We start from the raw sequence: 24,392 nt of genomic DNA on the forward strand, positions 1-24,392 counted from the left end.
GGATTCCGTGAAGAACCAAAAAAAGCCCCGCTACCGAATAGGGCACGGGGCAAAACATTGGTTGGATGCGGCCAACCAAAGGAGCTCTGTTGGTTACTTGCTGGCGACTGTTTCCGGTGACCATCCGCCACCCAGCGCCTTGTAGATCGCGACAATGCCGCGGTACAGATCGACTTCGGCCTGGGCCTGGGAGTCTTCAGCCGCCAGGCGTTCGCGCTGGGCGTCGAGCAGCACCAGGAAATCCACCCTGCCTTCGCGGTAGCGAATGTCGGCCAGGTCGGCGGCGGCGCGGCTTGATTCACTTTGGCGAATCAACGAGATCAGCCGTTGCTGGCGTTTGCCGTAGTCGCTGAAGGCGTTTTCTGACTCTTCCAGGGCCAGCAGCACTTGCTGTTCGTAGGTCGCCAGGGCGCCATCCGCCTCAGCATCGGCGCCGCGCAAGCGGGCCCGCACGCTGCCCAGGTCAAACGCGGCCCAAGTGATGCTTGGCCCCAGCGCCCAGGCGTTGGCAGCCGAGGAACCGATCTGCGAACCGCGCCCGGCGGTAAAGCCGAGGAAGCCGCTGAGACTGACCCGAGGGAACAGGTCGGCCTTGGCCACGCCGATGCGCGCAGTGGCGGCGGCCAGTTTGCGTTCGGCGCTCAAAATGTCCGGGCGCCGTTGCAGCAGTTCGCCCGGGTCACCAATCGGTAAGGCCTTGGCAATTGCAGGCAATTGCGCCGGGCTCAGGTCCACCGTGAGTGTGTCCGGGCGTTCGCCGAGCAGGGTAGCAATGCGGTTGCGCTGACGTGCCTGTTCGGCTTGCAGTTGCGGCACACTGGCTTCAACCGAGGCCAGGCGCGCATCGGCGCGCACCACGTCGAGTTGATCGCCGACCCCGGCATCACGCAGGCTTTCGGTGATCTTGCGTGACTCCTGCTGGTTGTTCAGGTTGGCCAGGGCGATTTTTTCCCGCAGTTGGGCGCCGCGCAGTTGGCCGTAGGCGTCCACCAGTTCGGCAATCAGGCTGACTTGCAGTTGGTAGAGGTCGGCATCGGCAGCCTGCTGGTCGGCATCGCTGGCTTCTAGGTTGCGCTGGATACGCCCAAACAGGTCCAGCTCCCAGGCCATGTCCAGGCCCAGGTCGTAACGTTCACTTTTCACGCGCTGGGTGCTTTGCCCTGGGATCTGGCCCTTGGCCTGGTCACTGCTGGCGCGGCTGGTGATGGTGGGCATGGCGTCATTGCTGGCGTCATCGTGAATTGCCCGGGCCGCCCGCAGCCGGGCAAAGGCGACCCGCAGTTCGCGGTTGCCCTGCAACGACTGGGTCACCAGTTGGTTGAGGATCGGGTCCTCAAATTGCTGCCACCAGATGCCTTCAAAGCGTGCCTGGTCAAAATTCTTTTGCCCGGCGGCGCCATCGGTGGCGGCCGTGATATGGACCGCCTCCAGGTTCTGGGGCTTGTAGTCCGGGCCCACGGCGCAGGCGCTAAGCGCCACGGCCAACAGACTCGGGAGGAAGACTTTCAGGCTCATTGTTGCGCCTCCAACTTCGGGGCGCGAGCGGCTTTGCGAGCCTCACCGCGTTGCACATAGTTGCGGATCAGGACGTAGAACACCGGGGTCAGCAGCAGGCCGAAGAAGGTCACCCCGAGCATCCCGGAGAACACCGCGACACCCATGGCGTGTCGCATTTCAGCACCGGCACCGCTGGAGAACACCAGGGGCACCACACCCATGATGAAGGCAAACGAGGTCATCAGGATCGGCCGCAGACGCAGGCGGCAGGCTTCCAGCACCGCAGCCAGCGGGTCGAGGCCTTCCTCTTGTTTGTCCTTGGCAAACTCGACGATCAGAATCGCGTTCTTACACGCCAGGCCCACCAGTACGATCAAGCCGATCTGGGTGAAGATGTTGTTGTCACCCCCCGACAGGATCACCCCGGTAATGGCCGAGAGCAGGGTCATCGGCACGATCAGGATCACCGCCAGTGGCAGGCTCCAGCTTTCGTACTGGGCGGCGAGTACCAGGAACGCCAGCAATACGCAGAGCGGGAACACGAACAGCGCGGTATTGCCCGAGAGAATCTGCTGGTAGGTCAGGTCGGTCCACTCGTAGGTCATGCCGTTGGGCAGTTCCTCCTTGAGCAGTTTCTCAATGGCTTTTTCGGCCTGGCCAGAGCTGTAGCCGGGCGCGGCGGCGCCGTTGATTTCAGCTGTGATAAAGCCGTTGTAGTGCATCACGCGGTCCGGGCCCGAGGTGTCGCTGACCTTGATAAAGGTCGCCAGGGGGATCATCTCGCCTTTGTTGTTGCGCACTTTCAGCTGGCCGATCTGTTCGGCTTCGAGGCGGAACTGTTGCTCGGCCTGGACGTTGACCTGGTAAGTGCGACCGAAGCGGTTGAAGTCGTTGGCATACAGCGAACCTAGGTAGATCTGCAGGGTGTCGAAGATGTCGCTGACGGCCACGCCGTGGGTCTTGGCTTTTTCGCGGTCGATGGCGGCATCGACCTGAGGCACGTTCACCGTGTAGCTGGTGAACAGCCCAGCCAGTTCCGGCACGCCGTGGCTTTTGTTGATGATGTTCATGGTTTCTTTGTACAGCTCGTCGTAGCCCAGGTTGCCCCGGTCTTCGATCTGCAGGCGGAACCCGCCAATGGTGCCCAGGCCCTGTACCGGCGGCGGCGGGAAGATCGCCATGTAGGCTTCCTGGATTTCGCCGAATTTTCCGTTCAACGCACCGGCAATCGCGCCGGCGGACATGCTTGGGTCTTTACGCTCGTCGAACGGCTTCAAGGTGACAAATATCACACCGTTGTTCGTGCTGTTGGTGAAGCCGTTGATCGACAAGCCTGGGAGCGCCGCGGTGCTTTCCACTCCCGGCTGTTTCAAGGCAATGTCGGACATGCGCTTGATCACGTCTTCGGTGCGATCAAGGCTCGCCGCATCCGGCAGTTGAGCGAAGGCCACGAGGTATTGCTTGTCCTGGCCAGGTACGAAACCGGTCGGGGTGTTGGAAAAACCAAAGAAGGTTAGGACCATCAGCCCCGCGTACAGCACCAAGGCAATACCGCTGCTGCGGATTACACGCGCCACGGCGCCGACGTAGCCATGGCTGGCTTTCTCGAAAAAGCGATTGAACGGACGGAATAACCAGCCACCAAACAGTTTGTCGAGCGCTTTTGAGACACGATCCTTCGGCGTGTTATGGCTACGCAGCAACACGGCGGCCAGAGCAGGGGACAAGGTCAGCGAGTTGAACGCCGAAATCACCGTGGAAATCGCAATGGTCAGGGCGAACTGTTTGTAAAACTGCCCGGTCAAGCCGCTTATAAAGGCCGCTGGAATGAACACCGCACACAGCACCAGTGCCGTGGCAATGATCGGACCAGTGACTTCGCTCATGGCCTTTTGAGTGGCCGGGAGGGGCTCCAGGCCCAGCTCAATGTTGCGCTCAACGTTCTCCACCACCACGATGGCGTCGTCCACCACGATACCGATAGCGAGTACCAAACCGAACAATGACAGCGCGTTAAGCGAGAAACCGAACATGTGCATGACCGCAAAGGTACCAATCAGCGACACCGGCACGGCCACCAACGGAATGATCGAGGCGCGCCAGGTTTGCAGAAAAAGGATCACCACCAGCACCACTAGAATCAAGGCTTCAAACAGAGTGTGGACCACCGCCTCGATAGAGCCACGCACGAAGACGGTTGGATCGTAGGCGATGGCGAAATCCATACCTTGCGGAAAGTTTTTCTTCAACTCAGCCATTTTTTCACGAACGTCGTTTGATATCTGGATCGCATTGGAGCCAGGACGCTGGAAGATCGGCAATCCCACCGCCGGCTGGTTGTTAAGCAAGGAGCGCAACGCGTATTGGCTGGAGCCCAGCTCGACCCGCGCAATGTCCTTCAGCCGAGTGATTTCACCGTTATCGCCGGAACGAATGATGACATTCTCAAACTCTTCTTCAGTGACCAGACGGCCCTGGGTATTGACCGACAACTGGAAGGCGGTCGCGTTCGGGGCTGGTTGGGCGCCCAAGGCACCAGCGGCCACTTGACGGTTCTGCTCGCGAATGGCGGTCACCACATCGGTAGCGGTCAGGTTACGCGACGCGATCTTGTTCGGGTCCAACCAGACGCGCAGGGAGTAGTCGCCCATGCCGAACAACTGCACATCACCCACACCGCTAAGGCGGGCCAACTCATCCTTGATGTTGAGAATCGCGTAGTTGGACAGGTAGAGCATGTCGTAGCGTTTGTCCGGCGAGGTCAAGTGCACCACCATGGTCAGGTTCGGGGAGGCCTTGTCCACAGTGATACCGATGCGACTCACTTCCTCAGGCAGTTTCGGCTGGGTCCGTGTTACACGGTTTTGTACCTGCACCTGAGCGTTGTCCAGGTCGGTGCCCAGGGCGAAGGTGATGGTCAGGGTCAGCTTGCCGTCGGCGGTCGACTGTGAGGACATGTACAGCATGTTCTCAACGCCGGTGATGGCCTGCTCCAGCGGAGCCGCCACGGTTTCACCAATGACTTTGGGGTTGGCCCCAGGGAAGTTGGCGCGTACCACTACGGTGGGCGGAACCACTTCCGGGTATTCGCTGATCGGCAGTTGGAACAGCGAAATTGCGCCGGCGATCAAAATCAGCAGCGAAAGCACCGCGGCGAAAATCGGCCGTGAAATGAAGAATTGGGAGAAATTCATCGGAGTTGTAGTCTCTTAGCCGCGTGGAGTCGCAGTGTTGGTCAGTATCGCTGCTGTACCAGGCGCACTTTTGGCGGATTTGACCTGAGGCAAGTTGTTGGCTTCCAGTGCTTGTCGTTGTAGTGCCAGAGCGGCAAGGGCTTCTTTGCTGGCCATGGGGATGACTTCAGGGGTGACCGGCGAACCTGGACGCACCCGCTGCAAGCCTTTGACGATAATGGTGTCGCCCTTGTTAAGGCCGCTGCGCACGATGCGCAAACCTTCGATCTTCGGCCCCAGTTCGACGGAGCGGTACACGGAGTTGTTGTCGGCATCCATCACCAGCACGAACTTCTTGCCCAGATCGGTACCCACGGCTTCGTCGTTGATCAGCACGGCGGAGTAGGTGCCGCTGCCCACTAGCTTCAGGCGAGCATAGAGACCTGGGGTGTAGGTGCCGTCGCTGTTGTCGAACACCGCACGGCCGCGGATGGTGCCGGTTTTCGGGTTGACCTGGTTGTCGACAAAGTTCATCTGGCCCAAGTGCGGGTTGCCGTCTTCATTGGACAGGCCGAGGTACACCGGGGTGGTGGCACCGCGTTGGCCTTGGCGCGCGAGCTGGGTGTATTTGAGGAAGACACGCTCGTCGGCATCGAAGTAGGCGTAGACCTTGTCGGTGGAAACCACGCTGGTCAGGGCCGTGGTATCGGCGGTGACCAAGTTGCCGGCGGTGATTTCCGCACGGCTGACGCGGCCACTGATCGGCGAGGTGACGCGGGTGAAGCTCAGGTTGAGTTTGGCCAGGTCCAGTTGCGCCTGGACTGCGCCAACGGCGGCGCGGGCTTCCTGGGACGCACTGGTGCGCGAGTCAGCCAGTTCGGCGGAGATCGCGTTGCTGGTGCGCAGACGCTCACCGCGCTGAGCTTCGTTTTCACTGCGGGTGGCGTTGGCTCGGCCTTGGGCGACTAGGGCTTCAAGGCGGCGCACTTCAGCCTGGAATGGACGTGGGTCGATCTGGAACAACAAATCGCCCTTTTTCACCAGGGCGCCTTCGGTGAAGGCCACTTGATCGATCTGACCGGAAACCCGTGGTCGGATTTCAACGGTTTCCGGGGCTTCGAGGCGCCCGGTGAATTCGTCCCATTCATTCACCGGTTGTTCCAGCACCTTGGCCACGCTGACTTTGGCGGCCTGCATGCTGGCGGCGGTTTCCGGGGCTTTACCGCAAGCGCTCATCACCAGCACGGCAAAGGCCGCGAGTGGATACCGCAAGAGTTTGAGTGACTGGTCCATGGTTCATAAGCCCCTGTAATTGTATTAGTTGAACATGATCATCCTTGAACTTTTTATCAATCCAGCAACACTCAATCAGCCAACCATTTGTAACTCCTGCCCCCTCAACCCCCACCTTGCAGAGCTCTGGTGGTGATATTCCAGGAGATCAAGAAAACCTATAACTGCAGAATTAAAAGTGCCATCCATTTCCTCCTCAAACTCCATGACACTTTTTATGGCGCCCGACATATAGTCAACTCCGAACCCGTCAAAAAAATAAAGACGACACCCTATAACCAAAACCTTTTTTAGACATTCCCCACAGCCAACAAACTAATGCGTCAAGCAGCGCATCTACTTACGAAATACTGTAACTGAACGCTCAAATTAAAAAGAGACAAAACGTTGACGATTTCAGCCAAACTGATCAGCCCCTCCTCCAACTGCCAACAAGAAAAAGCCGAACACGCAGCGAAAACACCGAACACACTCTAAGCACGACGAATGAATCTAAATTATTAGGAGTCTAATAATAAATTCTTTCTTACGCTTATAAAATATCGTATTTTTCTTTAAAGCAAGCTGAAACAAACCTAATGCTGGCGAATTCTTGAATCCAAACAAAGAAACTTGATTGTTCTAATACCCGAAGAAGAAAGACGCTCTATCTTTCCAGTAGCCTCACGCACCAGTGTCGATAGGTCTCGCTCACTGTTACGGTACTTAGAAGTTCTCACTGAGATTAAACCACGAATTTTTCCGTCTACGAAAAAGAGAACTGCCAAGCCAAAGCCTCCCAATACGTGCCCCTATCAACAGGAGCCCAACCTCTTCCATTCCAGATTTTCTTTTGCAACTACGAAGAAGTAAATGCTGTATCAATTATCCTTTCAAGATTTAGAGACGCGACCACGCGTAGAACGCAGAAGGCTAATACAGTTTTGCCCGCAGCACCGGCCTACAGGGAACATTTACGTTCATCTGAAGTTTTTACTGAATAGGCCTCCAGACTTTTATCACGCCCAGCAATTCGGCCTTTCTTATTACTCTCGCCGTATGAAAGTAGCGAACCAGTGAGAGTCAAGTTTTCTCGTCCCAAATGTAAAAATATTCAGTCTCCAATCCCGCCGCCTTTGATCTGATCCGCCGTCAGTCATGCAAGAAATATTAGCCGTTGGATGACTCCTTAAAAGGTTTCCTCACTATTAGGTTTCTCGATCGGCGTAGTATACGCCGATAACATTTCCCTAATACCCGCCAAATACTTTGGCACCTGCAGCCTCGCCAAACGAGGAAAAGGTTTGTATATCAAACTCTTCCGGCGTCAGGCTGTTATTAGCGGCTGAGCGAAAACGGACGCAGTAAGACCGTTATGACGATTGATAACTGCTCTAGGTGTTCAACTGCTTCAACTCACTTTCAGAGCATGAAAATATAGGTTGATCGTTTGACAACAGAGAAATTATCAACTACGTAAGAGCCTCCAAAGGTCAATCAGCAAAAAAATTGGCGGAAATCATCAACTTTTTGTCATTTTTTTTCAGCCGATCTGAATTAAGCTCGCGCAGCAGTTAATGCCGTTGGTTCCATCAAAGCTCGTTTGGATGCCCCCTAAATTTAGTAAGCCTAAATTTTTCAAGAAAACACTCAAAAATAAACTCTTCAGGAGCAACGGATTTCAAGGAGGAGAAACTGTTATGTACGCAACTCGAAGCTGCCATCCCAACGCGAAGATTTTTTATCGGCCCATTGATGCGGCCTTACGTTGGTGTAACTTAATGGCCTTCGAGAGGGAAATTCTTGAGGCAGGGCGGCATTGCACCACCATGCTCAAAATCGCCTTCCCACAGTGGCCATGTTTGCATGCAAATACCGAAAAAATTTTGGATGGGATTCAACATGGAGAACTCGCCTACGGTTGCTTCGGCGTGCCAGTCGCAACTGGAACACCCATTGACTGCAACCAAATAACCGTGCGTCATACTGATCTTAGGTTCTGGATGTCGCGATACTATCCTGACCAGCGACCGGCGTTTCTTTTTGAAGGCTCACTCAAGCAGCAGAATACTATAAGTATAGGTGCATATTTAACCTTACAATGTGATCGGGACGCCTTGCAACTACAGTTAAAAAATATAGAAATAGCCTATCAGCAGTTGTTAAATGAACTTGAAAGTATCGGATTGGAAAAGGAGAACATACATCACCTGCTCAAGACCAATAGTAAGGTTAGCGACCGGAGCGAAACCGCGTACCTCCACATCATCGGTGCAATGGTCAGCCTTTTCCTAGATCACTCCCCCTCGGGAAAACCTCATTCAGTTTTCAGATCCCAAGCTGCCATTGTCGACGCGCTGACCGCTCACCATAAAAACCTGTCTGGCATTTCCAAGCGCACCTTGGATGAAAAATTCGCTGCTGCCAAACGAAGTCTCTCGAAGCGCTGAGTCCCATTGCACCGCAATCATCCCAATTGCAGTGCAATGACTCTCTACCGTTTCTGCTATTCAATTCAGGTCACTTCCCACTACGCGCCAATCGACGCGAGGAGTGACCATCATGTCCAATCAGCTTTCACCTATTGCAGACTTGCTCCAACCGCCGCTCGAACGTCACATCATGCGGCGTGAGGAGGTGGAGCGTAAAACCGGCTTCAAGCGCGCGCACATCTACAACTTGATGAAGGAAGGTAAATTCCCTCAAGCCAAACGCATTGGGCTGCGCGCAGTTGGCTGGGACTCGCTGGAGATCGAGCAATGGATCAATGAACGTTTGGCGCAGCAGGCCTGATGCCATGCGCGTGGTATCAGTGGTGTCCACCAAAGGTGGCGTAGGCAAAACCACAGTAGCCGCCAATCTCGGCGGTCTGCTGGCGGATGCTGGTCTACGTGTTCTACTGCTCGATCTGGATAGCCAACCCACCCTCTCCAGCTATTACGCCTTGAGCCAGAAAGCTGTTGCTGGCGCTCACGAGCTCATTGCACTCAAGTTAACAACGCCTGCACAGATTATTTCCAGGACCGTGATTGCAGGGCTCGACCTCATCATCTCCAACGACGCTCAGGGCCAGTTGAGTACATTACTGCTGCACGCCCCTGACGGGAGATTACGGCTGCGCAATTTGCTCGACGATTTTCGCCCCCGTTATGACCTGCTTTTGATCGACACCCAAGGCGCACGTAGCGTGCTAGTAGAGATGGCCATCCTCGCCTGCGATATCGCCCTCTCCCCCATCTCACCGGAAATGCTAGCCGCCCGCGAACTACGCCGCGGCACTTTGAGGCTGTTCAGTGATCTCGAATCATTTCGTCACCTGGGTATTACGCCGCCACCGTTGCGACTGCTGCTGAACCAGGTAAATAGCATCCGAGTAGACACGCGAATGATCATCCGAGGCCTGCGCGAGACCTTCGCTGGGGCTACCAACATCTCGGTTCTAGAAACCATAGTTCCAGACCGAGTGGCGTATCTCAATGCCGCCTCCCTCGGCCTACCAGTCCACCGAATCGAGACGCGCCGGTCACGCGAACGACGCTCGCCACCAGCATTGGAAACTATGCAAGCGCTGGCCATTGAGTTGTTTCCGGAATGGCGCGAGGCGATATCTACGGTGAACAGATGCGCGGATGTTCAATGAGACAAATCACCCAACTGGCATTTCTCACCCCGTCATTGAGTTTGATCGACCTTGAGACCAACCATGTTTGGCTAGGAGTCTTCTGATGTTGGATCAACTGCCCATCATCGTTCCACCCTCCATTCAACCCCACCACCGACCTTGTGAGGAGTACTGCACTGTGGTCTTTCGCCTGCAGGGTGGGCGTTCGGCCATGAACTGGTTCCTCGCAGAACTTTCCCGACACTTCGAAGGTTCAGGGACTGCCGAGATCGTCAAGTTCGAGGTCGGTGATCATTTGCACAACCGCCGTTAACTGAGGTTATTCAGATGAAAAAGCTCAGTCAGGAGGAAGTCACCGACAAGCTGCATCAGGACCATTTTCCTCGAGCTTCAGAACTGGAGCGGCTGTCCGATCCACTTGCTGACACGCCTATGTTGGTGACGCTGGAGCAGTTGCGGCCGTACGAACACAACCCGCGCTTCATCCGTAATCCTCTATACGACGATATCAAAGCTTCGATCCGTGAACGCGGGCTGGATCAACCGCCACCGATTACCCGCCGCCCCGGAGAGACCTATTTCATCATCCGCAACGGCGGTAATACGCGATTGGCGATTCTCGGCGAGCTGTGGCAGGAAACCCGCGACGAGCGCTTCTTTCGCATTCATTGCCTGTTCCGGCCTTGGAGCAATGAAATCACCGCCCTACTCGGCCATCTGGCTGAAAGCGATCTACATGGCCAACTCACGTTCATCGAACGGGCTCTGGCGGTAGCCAAACTCAAAGCCATGCTCGAACGAGAGGGAGCTGTGCTATCACAACGTGAGCTGGCACGACGTCTTGCCGCTGGAGGCTATCCGATTTCGCAATCACACATCAGCCGTATGTTGGACACCCTTGAACACGTACTGCCCGCCATTCCACAAACCCTGTATGCCGGATTGGGTAAACCACAGATCGAACGACTAATCGGTCTGCGAAGCCAGGCCGAACGAACATGGAACCATTATCCAACCGTCACTGTTGCGTTCGCCGAGTTTTGGCTCGATACCCTGGGCGACTTTGACACCGACCCCGAGTCATTCGATCTTGAGCAGCTCCAGGATGAACTGCTTGAACGCATGAGCCGTTTACTCGGACAGTCCTACCGTATGTTGGCCCTGGAGCTGAGCGATACCCAACGAGTCATCTCGACGCCTGGCATTGTCATCACCACGCCCTCAGAGAACACCCCTCTGCCGAGCGTTAATGAAGCCGCGGCAGAACCTCTCTCCTCCGAGCAGCATCCCAAATCAACTGAGACCAAGTCCCTGACCGAAACAGCGCGAGAGGAACGGCTCACACCGCACGAAACGAATGTCGTTTCAGAGGTCAGCCCTCCGTCACGTGTTCAACAGATTCGTGAACAGATCGAGCGCGAGATCTCAATCGATACAGCACCGACCGTCGAGGCATGCGCGATCGACGACATCTGGATCATCGCACCCACACTGGATAGCCCCGAAGAACTGCGTTTAGCCATTGCCGGACTGGCGCGGGAAATGGCGACCTATGCCGGACATCCCGAGAGCATCATCGATCAGACGCATGGCTTGGGTTTTGCCCTCAACATCGAGCCACTTGATCTTGCAGCGCCTCGCGCGACCGGCGTTCACCTACTGCTCCTGGCCCTGCTACGCGCTCAAGACGACGTTAACTGGGAGGACCGCAAGCAACTGCCCTCAGCCCTGTTCGGCCAGTTGTTGTTGGGGGTCTACCAACTCCCGCTGACAGATCGTCCCGCCGTGGATGTGGGACTGGAGCGACTGCCCGACGGCTTGCTCATCAAACTGTATCGCCTGATCCGCCTAGCCCGTCGCCTGATCGACTTAACGCTTCCCCATGAAGTCAACTCACCGAAGGAATTGCCATGAGCTTATCCTTCAATGTGCTCAACCAGGCCATGCTGACCCAGGTCCTTCACGAGTTGCGCCTGGGTAACCTGCAACGCTGCAAAGCACTCGGCTTGGGTGAGGACGACATCTACCTGTTGCAATCCTTACCGCCCACCACGCTGTCGCGCCTGGCCCATGCCACCGTACCTTGGGTTGAGGTCAAGATTGACTCGCCGGTGCTACATCGGTTGATCGAGCAAGCCGAACGCGACGAGCAGAACGAACGGCTGATCAATCGAGCGCTCAAGCTGGGCGCCAGCAGCACCATCATGTATCGCTGCTTCGGCTTGGCGCATTCGGAAACCGCCCTGCGTCGACGCCTGCTCAAGATAGAAACCCGTAAGGGCCGTCCTCAGCATTTGAGCGAAGCCCAGGAACATGCGCTCTGGCAGCGATGGTGCCAGCTACGCGCGCAGGACGGTATCGAGGATCAGCTCGACGCCATGATGATGCTGGCCGAAGAACAACAGATCAGCTTGACCATCGTGTGGCAGCAGATCGACCATTACATCAACGAAATATGAACACCGCCCCTTCCAGTCGCTGGCAGCGTGTCCTGCAGCAATGCACCCAACAGCTGAGTGAACGCTGGCCAGCACGCCCTACCACTGAACAGCCCTCTTACCAGGCTCTGCAAGCTGGTTTTCTGTTCAGTGGTCAATCACACGAAGTCGTGCCGCGTCGACTGCTGCTGGATAGTCGGTTGACGCCGTTGGAACGTAATGCCTGGCAAGTATTTCGACTCATGTTGCAAGGCCAGGGCGTGGTCACGCCGCGCTATGAAGATTTGCAGCCGTACCTTTCGAGCGTGCCCTACGGTGCATCAGCTTCCCGTGAAACCATCGCCCGCGTCTTGACGATGCTCAGACTGACCCGCTGGCTCAGCTTGGTGAGTCGCGCCCGCGATCAGATCAGCGGACGTCATCAAGGTTCTCTGTATGTTCTACACGATGAGCCGTTAACCCCCGCAGAGGCCATGGAACTGGATCAGGATTACCTGGAGCTGGTCGGACATGCCCTCGCTCATGCCACCAAAGCGGTGCGTATTGTCGCCCAGCACGTAGTGGAGGAGGTCCGCCAGGACACGAATATCGATCGGGATCGGTTACCGACGCGGCTCGACAGTTGGGGCGAACATTGGACACAGCAAGGATTGGATCGGGCAACCGCTGACGCGTTACGCGACTCCGAACGGGGTGGCGATCACCGCGTTCGGAATCGTGCAGACCTTCGTTCGGAATCCGAACCAGGCTTGAACACCAGCGTTTCCGGCACCGTTCGGAATCCGAACGCCGCCTGTACTGTATTAAAAGAAAGTATTTGTACTGTACCGCGCGCGACCCCGGCGGTGGATAACCTGCTCTGGCCCACCCCACTGCACCTGAGCCCAAGCGAGCATCAGGCCGTCACCGTGGCGTTGAACAAACTTAAACCAGCGGATCGGCAGGCGGTGCTCAACGAAGCGGGGGCACGCTGTGCGGCCGGTGGAATCCGCAAGCCAGCGGCCTATCTGATGGGTCTAATCCAGCGTGCGCTGAAAGGCGATTTTCGTCCTTGGGCAGGTCAGGCAGAACCTTTACCCATTGCAGAACCGCCCCTACCGGCCACCTCGCGATCAACTCGACAACAGGGCGAACCCGCATCCGCCCTCGCACTAGCGTGCCTGAATGAGCTACGCCAACTGCGTGGCAAACGCGGTGGACGTCAGTAGATTTGATGCCACTGGCATCAAATCTACTGACGTCTACATAGTTAGCACTCTTAAACCAAACCGAACAGACCGCATTCAGCTTTTTGGCTGTCTTTACCTCTCATCTGTCGCAACGTTCCCCTCCAAGCGAATGCGAGGACATCACCGTGGCCGATCACTATCAACTCAATCTGGGTTCATTGCGCAGCAGCATTACCCTGACCCTGCACACTCACCACGCCGCCCGTATCTGGCAAGGTCGGACCGCACGCGAAGGCGTCCACTCGATCATGGGCATGGCCGGTTACATCAGTGCCACCAACCTGATCAAACAAACCGCGGCCCAGGATGATCCCTATGCCGACTGGGCCATCGTGCAACTCGAAGAAAAACTGACGCAAGCCAAGATCGGAATGCTGGAACTGACCCAACAGCTGGATCGGATCAGACAAGACCTGCCGACGCAGATCGATATGGGCGACAACCTCAATATCCACCCCGTGACCTTGCCGTTGTATATCGGCAGCCAGCTGGGTTTTCTGGCGGTCTACCTGCTGACCGATTACGACACCCTGGTGCGTCGTACCCTATTGGCCCATCACACCGCCCTGATCGGTCGCAGAGACATGGAAGCCTGGATCGACGACGGTGCCCATCTGCTGCGCAGCTTGTTTGGCCAGGCGCAGCGTTATCGGCATGCCGGCGTCACCCGTGATGATATGGCGGCGAATAACGCTCGTGCTCTTGCGGCTATGGAGAAGTTTGGATTACCCCCTATGGACATCCTTGAGGGGCATCGCCGCTCTCAGTTCGCGCCACCCATCGTTCGTCATGGTGCTGTGGCGGTGGATGACGCTGAAGCGTTGGCGGAGAACGCGATAGAGCCATCTGCGACAGTCGATGAGCCGGAGGACGAAGCATGAGTCCCATGATACCGGCTCAACCAATGCCCCTCGAAACACTGACACCGGATGCCTATCGACAGCTCGAACACGCTGCCTCCCTAAAAGGCCTTTTAAAACCTTTTAAGGGTAAGGGGGAGCTGGAATACCTGGCGCAGGTGGCGAGGGATATCGAGGCGCAGTTATGTCGCCTGATGGCGGCTGTGGTGCAGCAAGCCGGACAGCCCCCTTACTCACTGCTGGATATTCGATTGGTGCTGCAGAACACCAGCGCGGGCAGCACCTTTTTGCGTTGGCGCACCCGTGACTTCGCCCGCATGGGGGTTGCGGTCTGGGAACGCCAGGTCGGCAACCAAGCCCTGCCGCAGGTCGTGCGCGAGGGATTGCACCGTTTCGAATGCGAGCGCATTGCACTGAACCTACAGATGAGCGTGGTGCATTCGCTCTACCGCCAGGCCTCGACCTGCGCGATCAAAATGGCCAGTGCCGAACGGCTGCTGCGCCAGTTCACACCAGCAGTGGAGGTATCAGGATGAGTACTTTTTTCATCGGTGAAGGCAATATCGGCAGCGCGCCAGAGTTCCAGGAGTTCGCCTCAGGCAATGACGAGCCACGGCGTTTGCTACGGCTGAACGTGTATTTCGACAACCCCGTGCCACGCGAAGGCAGCTATGAAGATCGAGGTGGCTATTGGGCACCGGTTGAGCTCTGGCACCGCGATGCTGAACACTGGGGCACGCTGTATCAAAAAGGCATGCGTGTGCTGGTCGAAGGCCGCACCGTACGCGATGAATGGGAGGACAGCGAAGACAATGCGCGGGTCACCTTCAAGATCGAGGCGCGTCGTGTCGGCGTCCTGCCTCATCGCGTGCAGAACGTGGTCATGCGGGAGCGCTCAAGTGAATCAGCCTCGTCTGCTGCTCCCGTCGGGCAGGCTACAGACCAGGCCAGCTCGCCTGCGTCGAAGTCCAAAAAGCGCAGAGGGCAGCCACCATCGGCATGACTGGCTTGAGGCATAAAAATTGCGCCTTTGCGCGAAGTTACTGGCCTGTCATTACTCGCTGCTCGTGAAGCACTGTCGTCCACGTGACTACAAGGTAGTAGCCTCGCCCCCAACCAAGACTGCCCTCACCGACTAATATGAGGAACCTGCCATTCGGGTTTCTCATAGCTCGCCACTGCTGTTTCCAACAACGCTGCTCCGAACTCAACCCGGAGCAGTTCTATGCGTCTCTTTCTCTGCGAGAAGCCCTCCCAAGGTCGTGACATCGCCAAGGTTCTCGGAGCCAGCCGACGTGGCGATGGCTGCCTGATCGGCACCGAGACAACCGTCACTTGGTGTATTGGTCACCTGCTGGAAACGGCCCCACCTGAAGCCTATGGCGATCAGTACAAAACCTGGTCGCTGGATCATCTACCGATCATTCCCGCGCAGTGGAGGGTTGAGGTCAAACCCAAGACTGTCGCGCAGTTCAAAATCATCAAACAGCTGCTCAGCGAAGCTACCACCGTCGTCATCGCCACCGACGCCGATCGCGAAGGTGAAATGATTGCCCGGGAGTTACTAGAGCTCTGCAACTACCGTGGTTCTGTTGAGCGCCTCTGGTTATCCGCACTCAACGAGGCGTCGATTCGCAAAGCACTGTCCTCGCTGAAGTCTAGCCAGGAGACCTTCCCGCTCTATCACTCAGCCCTCGCCCGCAGCCGCGCCGATTGGCTGATTGGTATGAACCTCAGTCGTTTGTTTACCCTCTTAGGACGGCGGGCGGGCTATGACGGCGTGCTGTCGGTTGGACGCGTCCAAACACCCACTTTGCGCTTGGTGGTTGAACGAGACCGCGCGATTGCCAGCTTCGTCTCTGTGCCGTACTGGGTGGTGGATGTGCACCTGTCTTCAATGGGGCAACCCTTCATCGCGTCGTGGATACCGCCAAGCTCAGGACGTGACGAAGCCGGTCGCTGCCTGCAGCAGGCGCTCGCCAGTCAGACCGTCCAAGCGCTTTCTGGCAGCAAGACCGCCACCGTAGTCTCGCTGCAGACTGAGCATTTACGCGAAGCGCCACCCCTGCCTTTCGACTTGAGCACACTGCAAGAAGTCTGTTCACGCAAGTTGGGACTCGGCGCGCAGGAAACCCTGAACATCGCCCAAGCCTTGTATGAAACCCACAAAGCCACCAGCTATCCGCGCAGCGATTGCCGTTATCTGCCAGAGAGCATGTTCAACGAGGTAGCCGCAGTATTCGATGCCCTGCTCAGAATGGACCCCGCGTTACGCCCAGCGCTCGGAAGCATTGATCGATCATTGCGCTCACGAGCATGGAACGATGCCAAGGTCACGGCGCACCACGGCATCATCCCCACCACCGAGCCGGCGAACCTTGCGCGGATGTCCGAACAAGAGCACCACGTCTATGAGTTGATTCGTAGCCACTACCTCGCGCAATTTCTGCCGCATCACGAGTTTGATCGAACCGAGGTCGAACTGGAGTGCGGCGCCGAATGTTTGACTGCTGTTGGAAAACAGATCCTCGTCCAAGGCTGGAAAGGCTTGCTCTCCGACAACGCCGAAGACAATGAACCCAGTCAAAAGTCCCAGGTATTGCCCGTCCTACAACAGGGAACACAGTGCGCGGTGGACGACGTCGAACTCAAGTCCATGCGCACCACTGCGCCCAAACCGCTCACCGAGGGCGATCTGATCAAGGCGATGAAAAACGCCGCCAAGCTGGTCAACGACCCGCGCCTGAAACAGAAACTTCGGGACACCACCGGTATCGGCACCGAAGCCACGCGAGCCGGCATTATCAAAGGGTTGATTGATCGCGGTTACTTGCTGAAGAAAAAACGTGCGTTAACGGCCTCCGCAGCGGCCCATACCCTGATCGAAGCGGTACCCGCTGCAGTCGCGGATCCGGGTATGACAGCGATCTGGGAGCAAGCTCTGGATGAGATCGAAGCGGGACGTCTGCCCTTGGATGCATTCGTTGCCAAGCAGGCGCACTGGATTACGCAGCTGATCGCGAACTGCGGAGCGCTTACTTTATCGGTACCGATCGAAGACGGGCCGGCTTGCCCCAATTGCAATGCCTCAATGCTCAGGCGAAAGGGAAAATCAGGACCGTTCTGGTCATGTTCCTACTACCCGGATTGCAAAGGCACTGTGCCGATCAGCAAAGGTACGCGTCGTTCATGAGGCACTATTGGCGCGCACATGAACCTCGGGGGTGTTGTCAGTGCATCATCAACCGCGCCTGATCCTTCTCCAAGTCGTCTAGCGGTTGTCCGATTTCACGGGCCAAGGCGATGCCTGTCGCGATCCATATTTGCCCCAGTTCGTTGAACGCTTTCAGGTGAGCAGGATCTTCGTTTAGCCAATGAACGAGGCTCTCGAGATGTTCAGGGCTATCAGGGCAGTCATGGATCTTGATGAACAGCTCCAGTGTTCGATCCCAGATCAGGTCCATGACGTTCTCGCGCGGCTCATCCATGCTCAACCTTACCTCCCTTTGGCCCTATCAGACCGCTCAGTCTCGCTGGTCACTTCGGCCTCTGATTCCTGGAGGAATAGATGTCACGTCGCGACAAACAGCTATTTCAGTCAGTATAACAACCTTATAAGTTGATACTCAACCGATAAGGATGTTCATGTCAATGGGTCTTTGCTCAACCATTCGGGTTGAATTGGAGAACTCATCACTTGGCACATAAACATCCAACCCAAGCCCAAATCGGGCGCATGATCGCGAAGCACCGCACTCAGCGTAATCTGACCCAGGAAGAGGTGTCTGAACGGCTGGGGATCGGCAGCGAAGCCATTTCGCGCCTTGAGCGGGGCGTGGTGGAGCTTTCCGTGGTCAAGCTGATGCAACTGGCGGACATCTTCGACTGCCGGATGGATGAACTGCTAACGGAGTCGAGCAGTCGCCCCAACGACCAGGGCCAGATGATCGCGGGTCTGCTGAGCGGCCTTCAAGAAAGCGACCGTGCCTTTATCCTGACGACCGTCGAACAGCTGGCCGCTCATCTCAGTAGCAAATAACCGCTTCGCACACTCGCTTGACGTCGTCACACCCGCTCTGCTGTAGTGCCTCAGGATCATCGCTTACGGCGACCCAAGACCGATTCGCTCCGGGTAGCTCGGTCGGACTCTTAGAGTTCGGAGCCTTCTCTTCTGCGGAATTTCATTCCCGCTTTGTGCTCGACCGGATCAATGTGGCGGATGACCACTGTTGCCTCTGCCAGGCATCAGCGGTCATCCGCTACGGCGATCGCATTCAGTCCCGGAGCCCGCCGGGGAAACACTGGGCACCCTTTGTGCGCGGATGCGTGCCAGCATGTTCGGACCCAAGCCACGACAAGGGTCGGTTGGCGAATCACGGCGTAGTTAAAACAAGTTTTGCGAGGAGCTTGTCGACTGCGTAAGTTCGCTAAAGGTGGTTTTTTTCTCTTCCTCGCCTGGCACCCCGCCAGGCCCACTCTTCACTTGTTTCGTCCAGTGACTGCCACTTAATTCCGGCCATAAAAAATCGGGTTGCAGCGCCTTGACGCTCCCCTTTGACAGGCTTATATAAAGGGCGTGGTTCGCTGTCGTTGACAGCCCAGCCCAGGTAGCTTGAACCTTCAAGGCTACGCCACGCTTGTGGTGGTTTACCCAAGTGCGATCAGCATTCGGAGGCTCGCACGATTACCGCTTCAGCGGTGATGAATGCCCACTACCCTAGGTTCGCAGACCTGCTGCGGATTTCTCCTTGGCTGCACCGCTATTCTCCAGGCGCATCGATTTGCTGGTCATCGGCTTGCCGCTGACGAGTCTTTCATCGCTCGCCTTCATCTTACCCACCCTGACGGGGGCTCACTTCCCCGCCGGGGCTGTGCGTCGCCGTTTTCCCTTGAAAGGAGAACCACCATGGCCCACGCCAACCAATCCCAAGAAGCGACCACTTACTTCAACCTGCACACCGTCGGTATCGGCTACCTCAACCGTGTCCGCGAAGTACAAGTCCGCCGCGGCCAGCCGTTCATGGCCTGCGATATCGCGGCTCTGCACGGCGCCACTGATGCAGTCGAGTACACCCGCTTCGACTGTAAAGTCGCTGGGGGCGAAGCTGAACGCTTGATTCGTCTCTATATGGACGCCGTCAAAGCCGAGAAAAAGGTTTTGCTATCGTTCCGGATTGGCGACCTGTGGATCGATCCATTTCTCTATGAGAAAGGCGATAAACAAGGCCAACCGGGCGCCAGCCTGAAAGGTCGTCTGCTGTACATCGACTGGATCAAAGTCAACGGCACGTTCGAATACAAAGCGCCCGCCAGGCAGGAAGCAACAGCACCTGTTGAGCCAGCGCCAAACAATGAGCCTTCCCCAACGTCGGCTGATGCCGAAGCTGAGGATACCGACAACCCAACAGAGTCCAGGATTGAGCCTGAATCTGCACCCATTCCCCGCACGGCCCGCCGTGTCGCCACACGTACTGTTCAGTCCGTCTGAACAATCCACGATGTTTACATCAAGGCGCTCAATTGAGCGCCTTTCTTTAATCAGCACAGGAGACCCCATATGGAATCCTTCTGGCTTTGCGACGATTGCCTGTTCGCTGCGGCTTACGAGGACTACAGCACGTTATCGCTCTACTACACGACAGATGAGATCGCAAAACGCATTGCTGGCCTCCATCTTGGGCTGGTTCGGCTAATGCCCGTAAGTGCCGACTTCGACCCCGAAACTGGCCAGGGTATAAGAACTGTCTCTCCATTGCCCTGCGACGGTTGTGACTCACACCTGCACGGACAACGCCACCGATTCACTCGGCTGTAAACAGCGCGTCATCGCGCAATGCCCGTCATTCTATATCCACCTCGGGGACACCACTCCCCTCGGGCGTGTACCCCCGGATTGTTCCCTTCGGAGGTACCTCATGAACACCCAGCTCACCCTGATTGAAACCTCGGATATCGAGGCTGATCGTATCGCCCAGGAAAACCAGCTAATCGACGAAGCGCTGCACATTCTGGATCGTCGGCTGTTCACCCGCGGCCCCAACCTGACGTCACCTGACGCCGTGGCCTCATATCTGAAACTTCATCTTGCGCAACAAGAGCATGAAGTTTTTGGTGTGATTTTTCTTGATGCCGGTCATCGCGTTCTGGCATTCGAGATCCTCTTTCACGGCAGCATCGATGGCGCCAGTGTTTATCCCCGCCAGGTCGTCAAGCGCTCCCTAGCACATAACGCAGCAGCCGCCATTTTTGTTCATAACCATCCCTCGGGATGTACGGAACCCAGCCAGGCAGATCGCGTCTTGACCGCACGGTTGAAGGAGGCCTTGGCGTTGATCGAGGTTCACGTACTGGATCACTTCATCGTGGGTGAAGGTCGCCCACTTTCTCTTGCCGAATACGGTTGGCTTTAACCCTTACAGGCGCCTTCGGGCGCCTTGTTCATTTTCATCTTGGAGGATAGTCATGAACACCACTACCCAAGCCCCAGCGATGCTGGGGGCCTCAAACCCATTTGTTCGCGGCTATGACAATCTATCTATCGAACGGCTGCTGCTGATCACCTACGCGAACGACTGCCTTCCCTGCTTTCGCTCAATACACGGCTCACAAGCTCATCTACCCGACGATGCGCTGGAACTGTTCCCCTGCCTTTTCAACGATGATTTCGCCTTGATCAGCGAAGGCCAATTCTTTCCGGATGAGTTGGATGAACGCTGTCCGTCCACCGGGCTGGTACGCCAAGTGGTCTATTCCGTGATTGGCGAGATGCTCAACGAGCGACATCACGTCGGTGACTTGTACTCTCTGGAAGAAGCCCAAGCCATGGTCCATCGCTTGAACTTCGAAACGGGACACTACAGTCGAGCCTGGGAAATCAGTACCGCACACCTCACTGAAGATGCATTGCGCTACTTGGAACACCGAGCTGGCAGTTTCAACACTGGACCAACCGGTCTGCTGTTTGAACCCTTCGCCCTGAGAGACTGCAATGGCTTCGGATGTAAGCTGATAGGCACGCCCTGGACTGACGATAATTTGGTTAAGATCGAGGGCAATCCTTACTCGTCGTTGAGGCAAGAACAGCTCGACGACGGTACGCCGGAGGCTTTGGTCAACGTACTGTATCTGGCGGCATTGGCGGATGTGAGGTTGTTGATTTTCGACCCCGACGCTGCCGTCTTGGATGGACTCGCCATTTATGACGAAATAGCAACGCGTTCAACTTAAATACGACCCGCCTTGAATCAACTTACTCACTGAATCGCTCCTTCACCTCATGTCAGGTTCTGCACTGAATCTGACATGAGGTTTTTTCCATGGAGCGTTTTTTCACGCCTGTCTGCCTGCTGGGTTTATTGAGCGCCTGCACGGCGCAGATCCCCACCCCATTACCGACTAGTCCAGAGAATGCAGGTAGTTCCAATCGGGCCCAGCTTTCGAGGAGTACAGCCGAAAAGAGTCACCCGACAGAGCTCCGCTATGGCCGCTATACGCTGGTCAGCACCGAGCCCACAGCAGAGCAACGTGATCTTCTCGCTCAAATCATTGACGTGAGCATTCCGCTCAACCTGAATCCTTCGGTACAGGAAGCGATGCACTACGTGCTGCAGCGCTCAGGTTATTCGCTCTGCCCTGCTGCGAAGCAAGTAAAAATACTTTTCACCAGGCCTCTGCCAGCAGCCCATTACCGGCTCGGCCCGATTCCATTACGCAGCGCACTGCAGGTACTGGCTGGCCCCGCCTGGCAACTCACGACCGATGAGGTCAGCCGTTCGGTCTGCTTCAAACGGGAGAAAAATGACGCTGGCAACGTGCAGGTCACACCAACCTCGCCCCATCAGTCGGAGGCACGCCCATGAAAGCCTCGACATTTCAAACTCTCATTGTCGGCTCCCTTTGTCTGGCGATCTCCGGGCTGAGTGGTGGCTTTTATAACCAGTATCAACGCGTGACCGAGCTGGAAAATGCGAACGCCCAACGCTTACAGACCCTGGATACCCTGCAACGTGATTCAAGCACCCTCATGGATGCACAGGAGAAGCTGCAGTACGCACTGAAAGACCTGAAGCAAATGGTCGATACCGGTGAGCGACAGGCCAATACCCTCGATCCGATGCTGGGTCAATGGGCGCAAGAAATTCAGGAGCTACGCGACGGTCTGGCAGACCGTGCCACCGCAGCCGATATGATCGCGCTACGCGCACGACTTGAGAACGTTGAGCAGCGACTCCTAGACCTCAAAAGCCAGCCACCACTCCCACCACCGACGCTCTCCTCGGTCAAGCCGAAAAAAACCGCTCAGCCCAAGCCTGCCCCGCTCCTGCCGCCATTTTCAGTGTTAAGCGTCGAGTACCGCGGTGGCGAGCGCTTTCTGGCGGTCGCACCTCCTGATAGTCGCTCACTCAAGGATATCCAGTTGCTGCACAACGGCGAGCAGCTCGGCGCATGGCAGCTGAAGGCGCTGGAGCCGAACGCGGCCATCTTCGCCGTGACCGCTCAGCCAGACCAGACCGTGCAACTCCCTTGAGAAACGATTATGAACCGAGCGCTACTGTCCCCCATCGTCTGTCTCGTTTCATTGCTTAGCACGGGCGCTGCGATGGGCAACCCTGTCACGACACCGTCACAGGTCCAGGACACACAGTCCACTCCGCTGGGGCGCTCGCACTCTGAACAGGCGGCAAGCTGGGGTCTAACGGAGCAAGAGTGGACACGCTTCGAACAGATCCAAGCCGGCCCGCGTGGTTTCTGGAGCCCGAATCTGGATCCGCTGACCGCGCTCGGCGTCGAAGCAGAGACCGACCAAGAGCGCCAGCGCTATGCCGAATTGCAGGTAGCGCTGGAAGCCAAACGAGCCGAGCGCGAGTTGGCCTATCAAAACGCTTACAACGCGGCCTGGGCCAGGCTGTTCCCCGGACTGCTGCCGATCCAGGGTATGGCATCCCCGCCCGCTGCTAGCTCACCGGTAGAGCCGCGCCGTGCTCTGTTTGTCGAAGACCATTGCCCTGCGTGCACCGCTGAAGCGCAGCGTCTGCAAAGCAGTGATACAGCGTTCGATATCTACCTGGTGGGCAGCCAAGGTGAGGATGAACATTTCCGTGGCTGGGCGCGGCAAGCAGGCATTGATGCGAGCAAGGTCCAACACCGGCAAATCACCCTGAACCATGATCGCGGGCGCTGGCTCAGCCTGGGAGCCCCGAGACCTTTACCCGTCACATTTCATCAGGTGAACGGACAATGGCAACGTCTCGATTGATTGCTATTGCGCTCCTGCTGACGGTACACGCCGTCCGGGCAGACGAACTTCCGCCTCCGGCTTATCAACTGGCAGCGCATGACGCCAACGTCCCCTCCACGGTGCTGTTCGCGATTGCGCTGCAAGAGAGTGGTATCCGCGTCCGGGATCAACTGCTGCCCTGGCCCTGGACCCTGAACATCTCCGGAATACCTTACCGATTCACCACCAGAGCGGCCGCCTGTCACGCCTTGCTTCAAGCACTCGTCCGGCATGACGCCAAGCGGGTTGATGTCGGTCTTGGACAAACCAACCTGGGTTACCACGGACAACGTTTTCCAACTCCTTGCGAAGCCCTCGATCCCTACCGAAATCTCGCCGCAACCGCCGCGCTGTTGCGGGAGCATCACGCCGTCACCGGTGATTGGGCGTCAGCTGCCGGCCGATATCACCGCCCGGCTGGAGGAACGCCGGCAGCGCGATACCGCGCCGGTTTTTCTCAACAACTCGAACGACTGCAGGTTTCCTTTAAACAGGGCACACCACCATGAAGCGAATTCCCAGTGCGTATTACTTCGCCGTGCTCTTGGCTGCGCTCGCCCAGCCGGGACTGTCATTTGCAGAACATCAGCCTGGCGGCTTCACCGGCCCCCAGTTTGAAGCTGTCAGGCCGCCAATAAACAACAAGACCCAGCCTGCTCGGGCCAGACATACGGACCTATCTGCATTTGCCGATCAGACCTGGATACTGCCCGTGCGCAGTTCTCACTTGAGTCCAGGCCAAATCACAACTCGCACCCTGGACATGCTGGGCTTGCAGCCATTTTTCCTTGTCGGAGAGGATCCCCAATCGTTGGCTTGGCTGCATCAGCGTGCGACTGAACTGCAAGAAATGGGGGCGGCCGGCCTCGCCGTCGAAGTGACCGATACTGAAGCCCTGGCCCGAATTCGAGCAGCCGCGCCGGGCATCACCATCCTGCCGGTCAACGGCAACGACATCGCCTCTCGCCTGAAAATTGAGCACTACCCTGTCTTAATCACAGCCACCTCACTGGAACAGTGAGTC

General features: G+C 56.8%; 25 protein-coding genes. 21 read left to right on the forward strand and 4 right to left on the reverse strand.

Annotated features, from left to right (window positions below; genetic code table 11):
* Positions 1-93 precede the first annotated feature (93 nt).
* From DNK50_RS21535 to mexE, 3 genes are read right to left on the reverse strand one after another with little or no spacing between them, the layout of a single operon-like run.
* Positions 94-1,515, reverse strand: coding sequence for an efflux transporter outer membrane subunit (locus DNK50_RS21535; protein WP_112196187.1), 1,422 nt, complete (start codon positions 1,513-1,515; stop codon positions 94-96).
* Positions 1,512-4,691, reverse strand: coding sequence for an efflux RND transporter permease subunit (locus tag DNK50_RS21540; protein WP_112196188.1), 3,180 nt, complete (start codon positions 4,689-4,691; stop codon positions 1,512-1,514). The genes DNK50_RS21535 and DNK50_RS21540 overlap by 4 nt, the downstream gene beginning before the upstream one ends.
* Positions 4,692-4,706: 15 nt before the next feature.
* Positions 4,707-5,963: a multidrug efflux RND transporter periplasmic adaptor subunit MexE gene (gene mexE / locus DNK50_RS21545; protein ID WP_112196189.1), complete on the reverse strand. Its 1,257-nt coding sequence runs from the start codon at positions 5,961-5,963 to the stop codon at positions 4,707-4,709.
* A 1,679-nt stretch (positions 5,964-7,642) separates the two neighbouring features.
* On the opposite strand from mexE, the gene DNK50_RS21550 reads away from it, so the two are divergent.
* From DNK50_RS21550 to DNK50_RS21600, 11 genes are all read left to right on the forward strand, one after another.
* Complete coding sequence (locus DNK50_RS21550; RefSeq protein WP_029290906.1) at positions 7,643-8,392, forward strand: hypothetical protein; 750 nt, start codon at positions 7,643-7,645, stop codon at positions 8,390-8,392.
* Between the two features lie 112 nt (positions 8,393-8,504).
* Positions 8,505-8,735 carry an AlpA family transcriptional regulator gene (locus tag DNK50_RS21555; protein WP_029290904.1) on the forward strand — a complete coding sequence of 77 codons (231 nt, stop codon included), beginning with the start codon at positions 8,505-8,507 and terminating at the stop codon, positions 8,733-8,735.
* 4 nt (positions 8,736-8,739) lie between these two features.
* The gene (locus DNK50_RS21560; protein WP_029290902.1) at positions 8,740-9,582 is read left to right on the forward strand and encodes a ParA family protein; all 843 of its coding nucleotides are present in this window, start codon (positions 8,740-8,742) and stop codon (positions 9,580-9,582) included.
* 85 nt (positions 9,583-9,667) lie between these two features.
* Positions 9,668-9,877: a hypothetical protein gene (locus tag DNK50_RS21565; protein WP_029290900.1), complete on the forward strand. Its 210-nt coding sequence runs from the start codon at positions 9,668-9,670 to the stop codon at positions 9,875-9,877.
* 14 nt (positions 9,878-9,891) lie between these two features.
* A complete protein-coding gene (locus DNK50_RS21570) occupies positions 9,892-11,478 on the forward strand; it encodes a ParB family protein (protein WP_104912566.1) in 1,587 nt (528 codons plus the stop codon).
* Complete coding sequence (locus DNK50_RS21575; protein ID WP_112196190.1) at positions 11,475-12,023, forward strand: DUF2857 domain-containing protein; 549 nt, start codon at positions 11,475-11,477, stop codon at positions 12,021-12,023. Before DNK50_RS21570 ends, DNK50_RS21575 begins: the two co-directional genes overlap by 4 nt.
* A complete protein-coding gene (locus DNK50_RS21580; RefSeq protein ID WP_029290894.1) occupies positions 12,020-13,210 on the forward strand; it encodes an STY4528 family pathogenicity island replication protein in 1,191 nt (396 codons plus the stop codon). Before DNK50_RS21575 ends, DNK50_RS21580 begins: the two co-directional genes overlap by 4 nt.
* Before the next feature lie 146 nt (positions 13,211-13,356).
* Positions 13,357-14,112, forward strand: a complete 756-nt coding sequence (locus DNK50_RS21585; RefSeq protein WP_112196191.1) for a PFL_4669 family integrating conjugative element protein — start codon at positions 13,357-13,359, stop codon at positions 14,110-14,112.
* Positions 14,109-14,627, forward strand: a complete 519-nt coding sequence (locus DNK50_RS21590) for a DUF3158 family protein (protein WP_112196192.1) — start codon at positions 14,109-14,111, stop codon at positions 14,625-14,627. The genes DNK50_RS21585 and DNK50_RS21590 overlap by 4 nt, the downstream gene beginning before the upstream one ends.
* Positions 14,624-15,094 carry a single-stranded DNA-binding protein gene (locus tag DNK50_RS21595; RefSeq protein ID WP_112196193.1) on the forward strand — a complete coding sequence of 157 codons (471 nt, stop codon included), beginning with the start codon at positions 14,624-14,626 and terminating at the stop codon, positions 15,092-15,094. Before DNK50_RS21590 ends, DNK50_RS21595 begins: the two co-directional genes overlap by 4 nt.
* 222 nt (positions 15,095-15,316) lie before the next feature.
* The gene (locus DNK50_RS21600; protein WP_112196194.1) at positions 15,317-17,284 is read left to right on the forward strand and encodes a DNA topoisomerase III; all 1,968 of its coding nucleotides are present in this window, start codon (positions 15,317-15,319) and stop codon (positions 17,282-17,284) included.
* Positions 17,285-17,321: 37 nt separating this feature from the next.
* On the opposite strand, the gene DNK50_RS21605 is transcribed toward DNK50_RS21600, so the two are convergent.
* Positions 17,322-17,579: a hypothetical protein gene (locus tag DNK50_RS21605; RefSeq protein WP_112196195.1), complete on the reverse strand. Its 258-nt coding sequence runs from the start codon at positions 17,577-17,579 to the stop codon at positions 17,322-17,324.
* 209 nt (positions 17,580-17,788) lie between these two features.
* On the opposite strand from DNK50_RS21605, the gene DNK50_RS21610 reads away from it, so the two are divergent.
* The 10 genes from DNK50_RS21610 (at position 17,789) to DNK50_RS21655 (ending at position 24,389) form a co-directional block, all read left to right on the forward strand.
* On the forward strand, positions 17,789-18,130 hold the full coding sequence (locus DNK50_RS21610; protein ID WP_112196196.1) for a helix-turn-helix domain-containing protein: 342 nt from the start codon (positions 17,789-17,791) through the stop codon (positions 18,128-18,130).
* An 867-nt stretch (positions 18,131-18,997) separates the two neighbouring features.
* A complete protein-coding gene (locus DNK50_RS21615) occupies positions 18,998-19,579 on the forward strand; it encodes an STY4534 family ICE replication protein (RefSeq protein ID WP_112196197.1) in 582 nt (193 codons plus the stop codon).
* A 69-nt stretch (positions 19,580-19,648) separates the two neighbouring features.
* A complete protein-coding gene (locus tag DNK50_RS29290; RefSeq protein ID WP_112196198.1) occupies positions 19,649-19,906 on the forward strand; it encodes a hypothetical protein in 258 nt (85 codons plus the stop codon).
* A gap of 100 nt (positions 19,907-20,006) precedes the next feature.
* The gene (radC, locus tag DNK50_RS21625) at positions 20,007-20,501 is read left to right on the forward strand and encodes a DNA repair protein RadC (RefSeq protein WP_112196199.1); all 495 of its coding nucleotides are present in this window, start codon (positions 20,007-20,009) and stop codon (positions 20,499-20,501) included.
* 52 nt (positions 20,502-20,553) lie between these two features.
* Positions 20,554-21,318, forward strand: a complete 765-nt coding sequence (locus DNK50_RS21630) for an ABC transporter substrate-binding protein (RefSeq protein WP_112196200.1) — start codon at positions 20,554-20,556, stop codon at positions 21,316-21,318.
* A gap of 89 nt (positions 21,319-21,407) precedes the next feature.
* On the forward strand, positions 21,408-21,950 hold the full coding sequence (locus tag DNK50_RS21635; RefSeq protein WP_112196201.1) for a PilL N-terminal domain-containing protein: 543 nt from the start codon (positions 21,408-21,410) through the stop codon (positions 21,948-21,950).
* Positions 21,947-22,618 carry a chemotaxis protein gene (locus DNK50_RS21640; protein WP_112196202.1) on the forward strand — a complete coding sequence of 224 codons (672 nt, stop codon included), beginning with the start codon at positions 21,947-21,949 and terminating at the stop codon, positions 22,616-22,618. Before DNK50_RS21635 ends, DNK50_RS21640 begins: the two co-directional genes overlap by 4 nt.
* Before the next feature lie 9 nt (positions 22,619-22,627).
* Positions 22,628-23,347 carry a TIGR03759 family integrating conjugative element protein gene (locus DNK50_RS21645; protein ID WP_112196203.1) on the forward strand — a complete coding sequence of 240 codons (720 nt, stop codon included), beginning with the start codon at positions 22,628-22,630 and terminating at the stop codon, positions 23,345-23,347.
* Positions 23,329-23,877 carry a lytic transglycosylase gene (locus DNK50_RS21650; RefSeq protein ID WP_112196204.1) on the forward strand — a complete coding sequence of 183 codons (549 nt, stop codon included), beginning with the start codon at positions 23,329-23,331 and terminating at the stop codon, positions 23,875-23,877. Before DNK50_RS21645 ends, DNK50_RS21650 begins: the two co-directional genes overlap by 19 nt.
* Positions 23,874-24,389 (forward strand): integrating conjugative element protein, encoded by a 516-nt coding sequence (locus DNK50_RS21655; RefSeq protein WP_112196205.1) that lies wholly within the window; start codon positions 23,874-23,876, stop codon positions 24,387-24,389. Before DNK50_RS21650 ends, DNK50_RS21655 begins: the two co-directional genes overlap by 4 nt.
* The last annotated feature ends 3 nt before the right edge of the window (positions 24,390-24,392 follow it).

The organism is Pseudomonas sp. LG1E9 (assembly GCF_003290225.1).
Lineage (GTDB): Bacteria > Pseudomonadota > Gammaproteobacteria > Pseudomonadales > Pseudomonadaceae > Aquipseudomonas > Aquipseudomonas cyclaminis.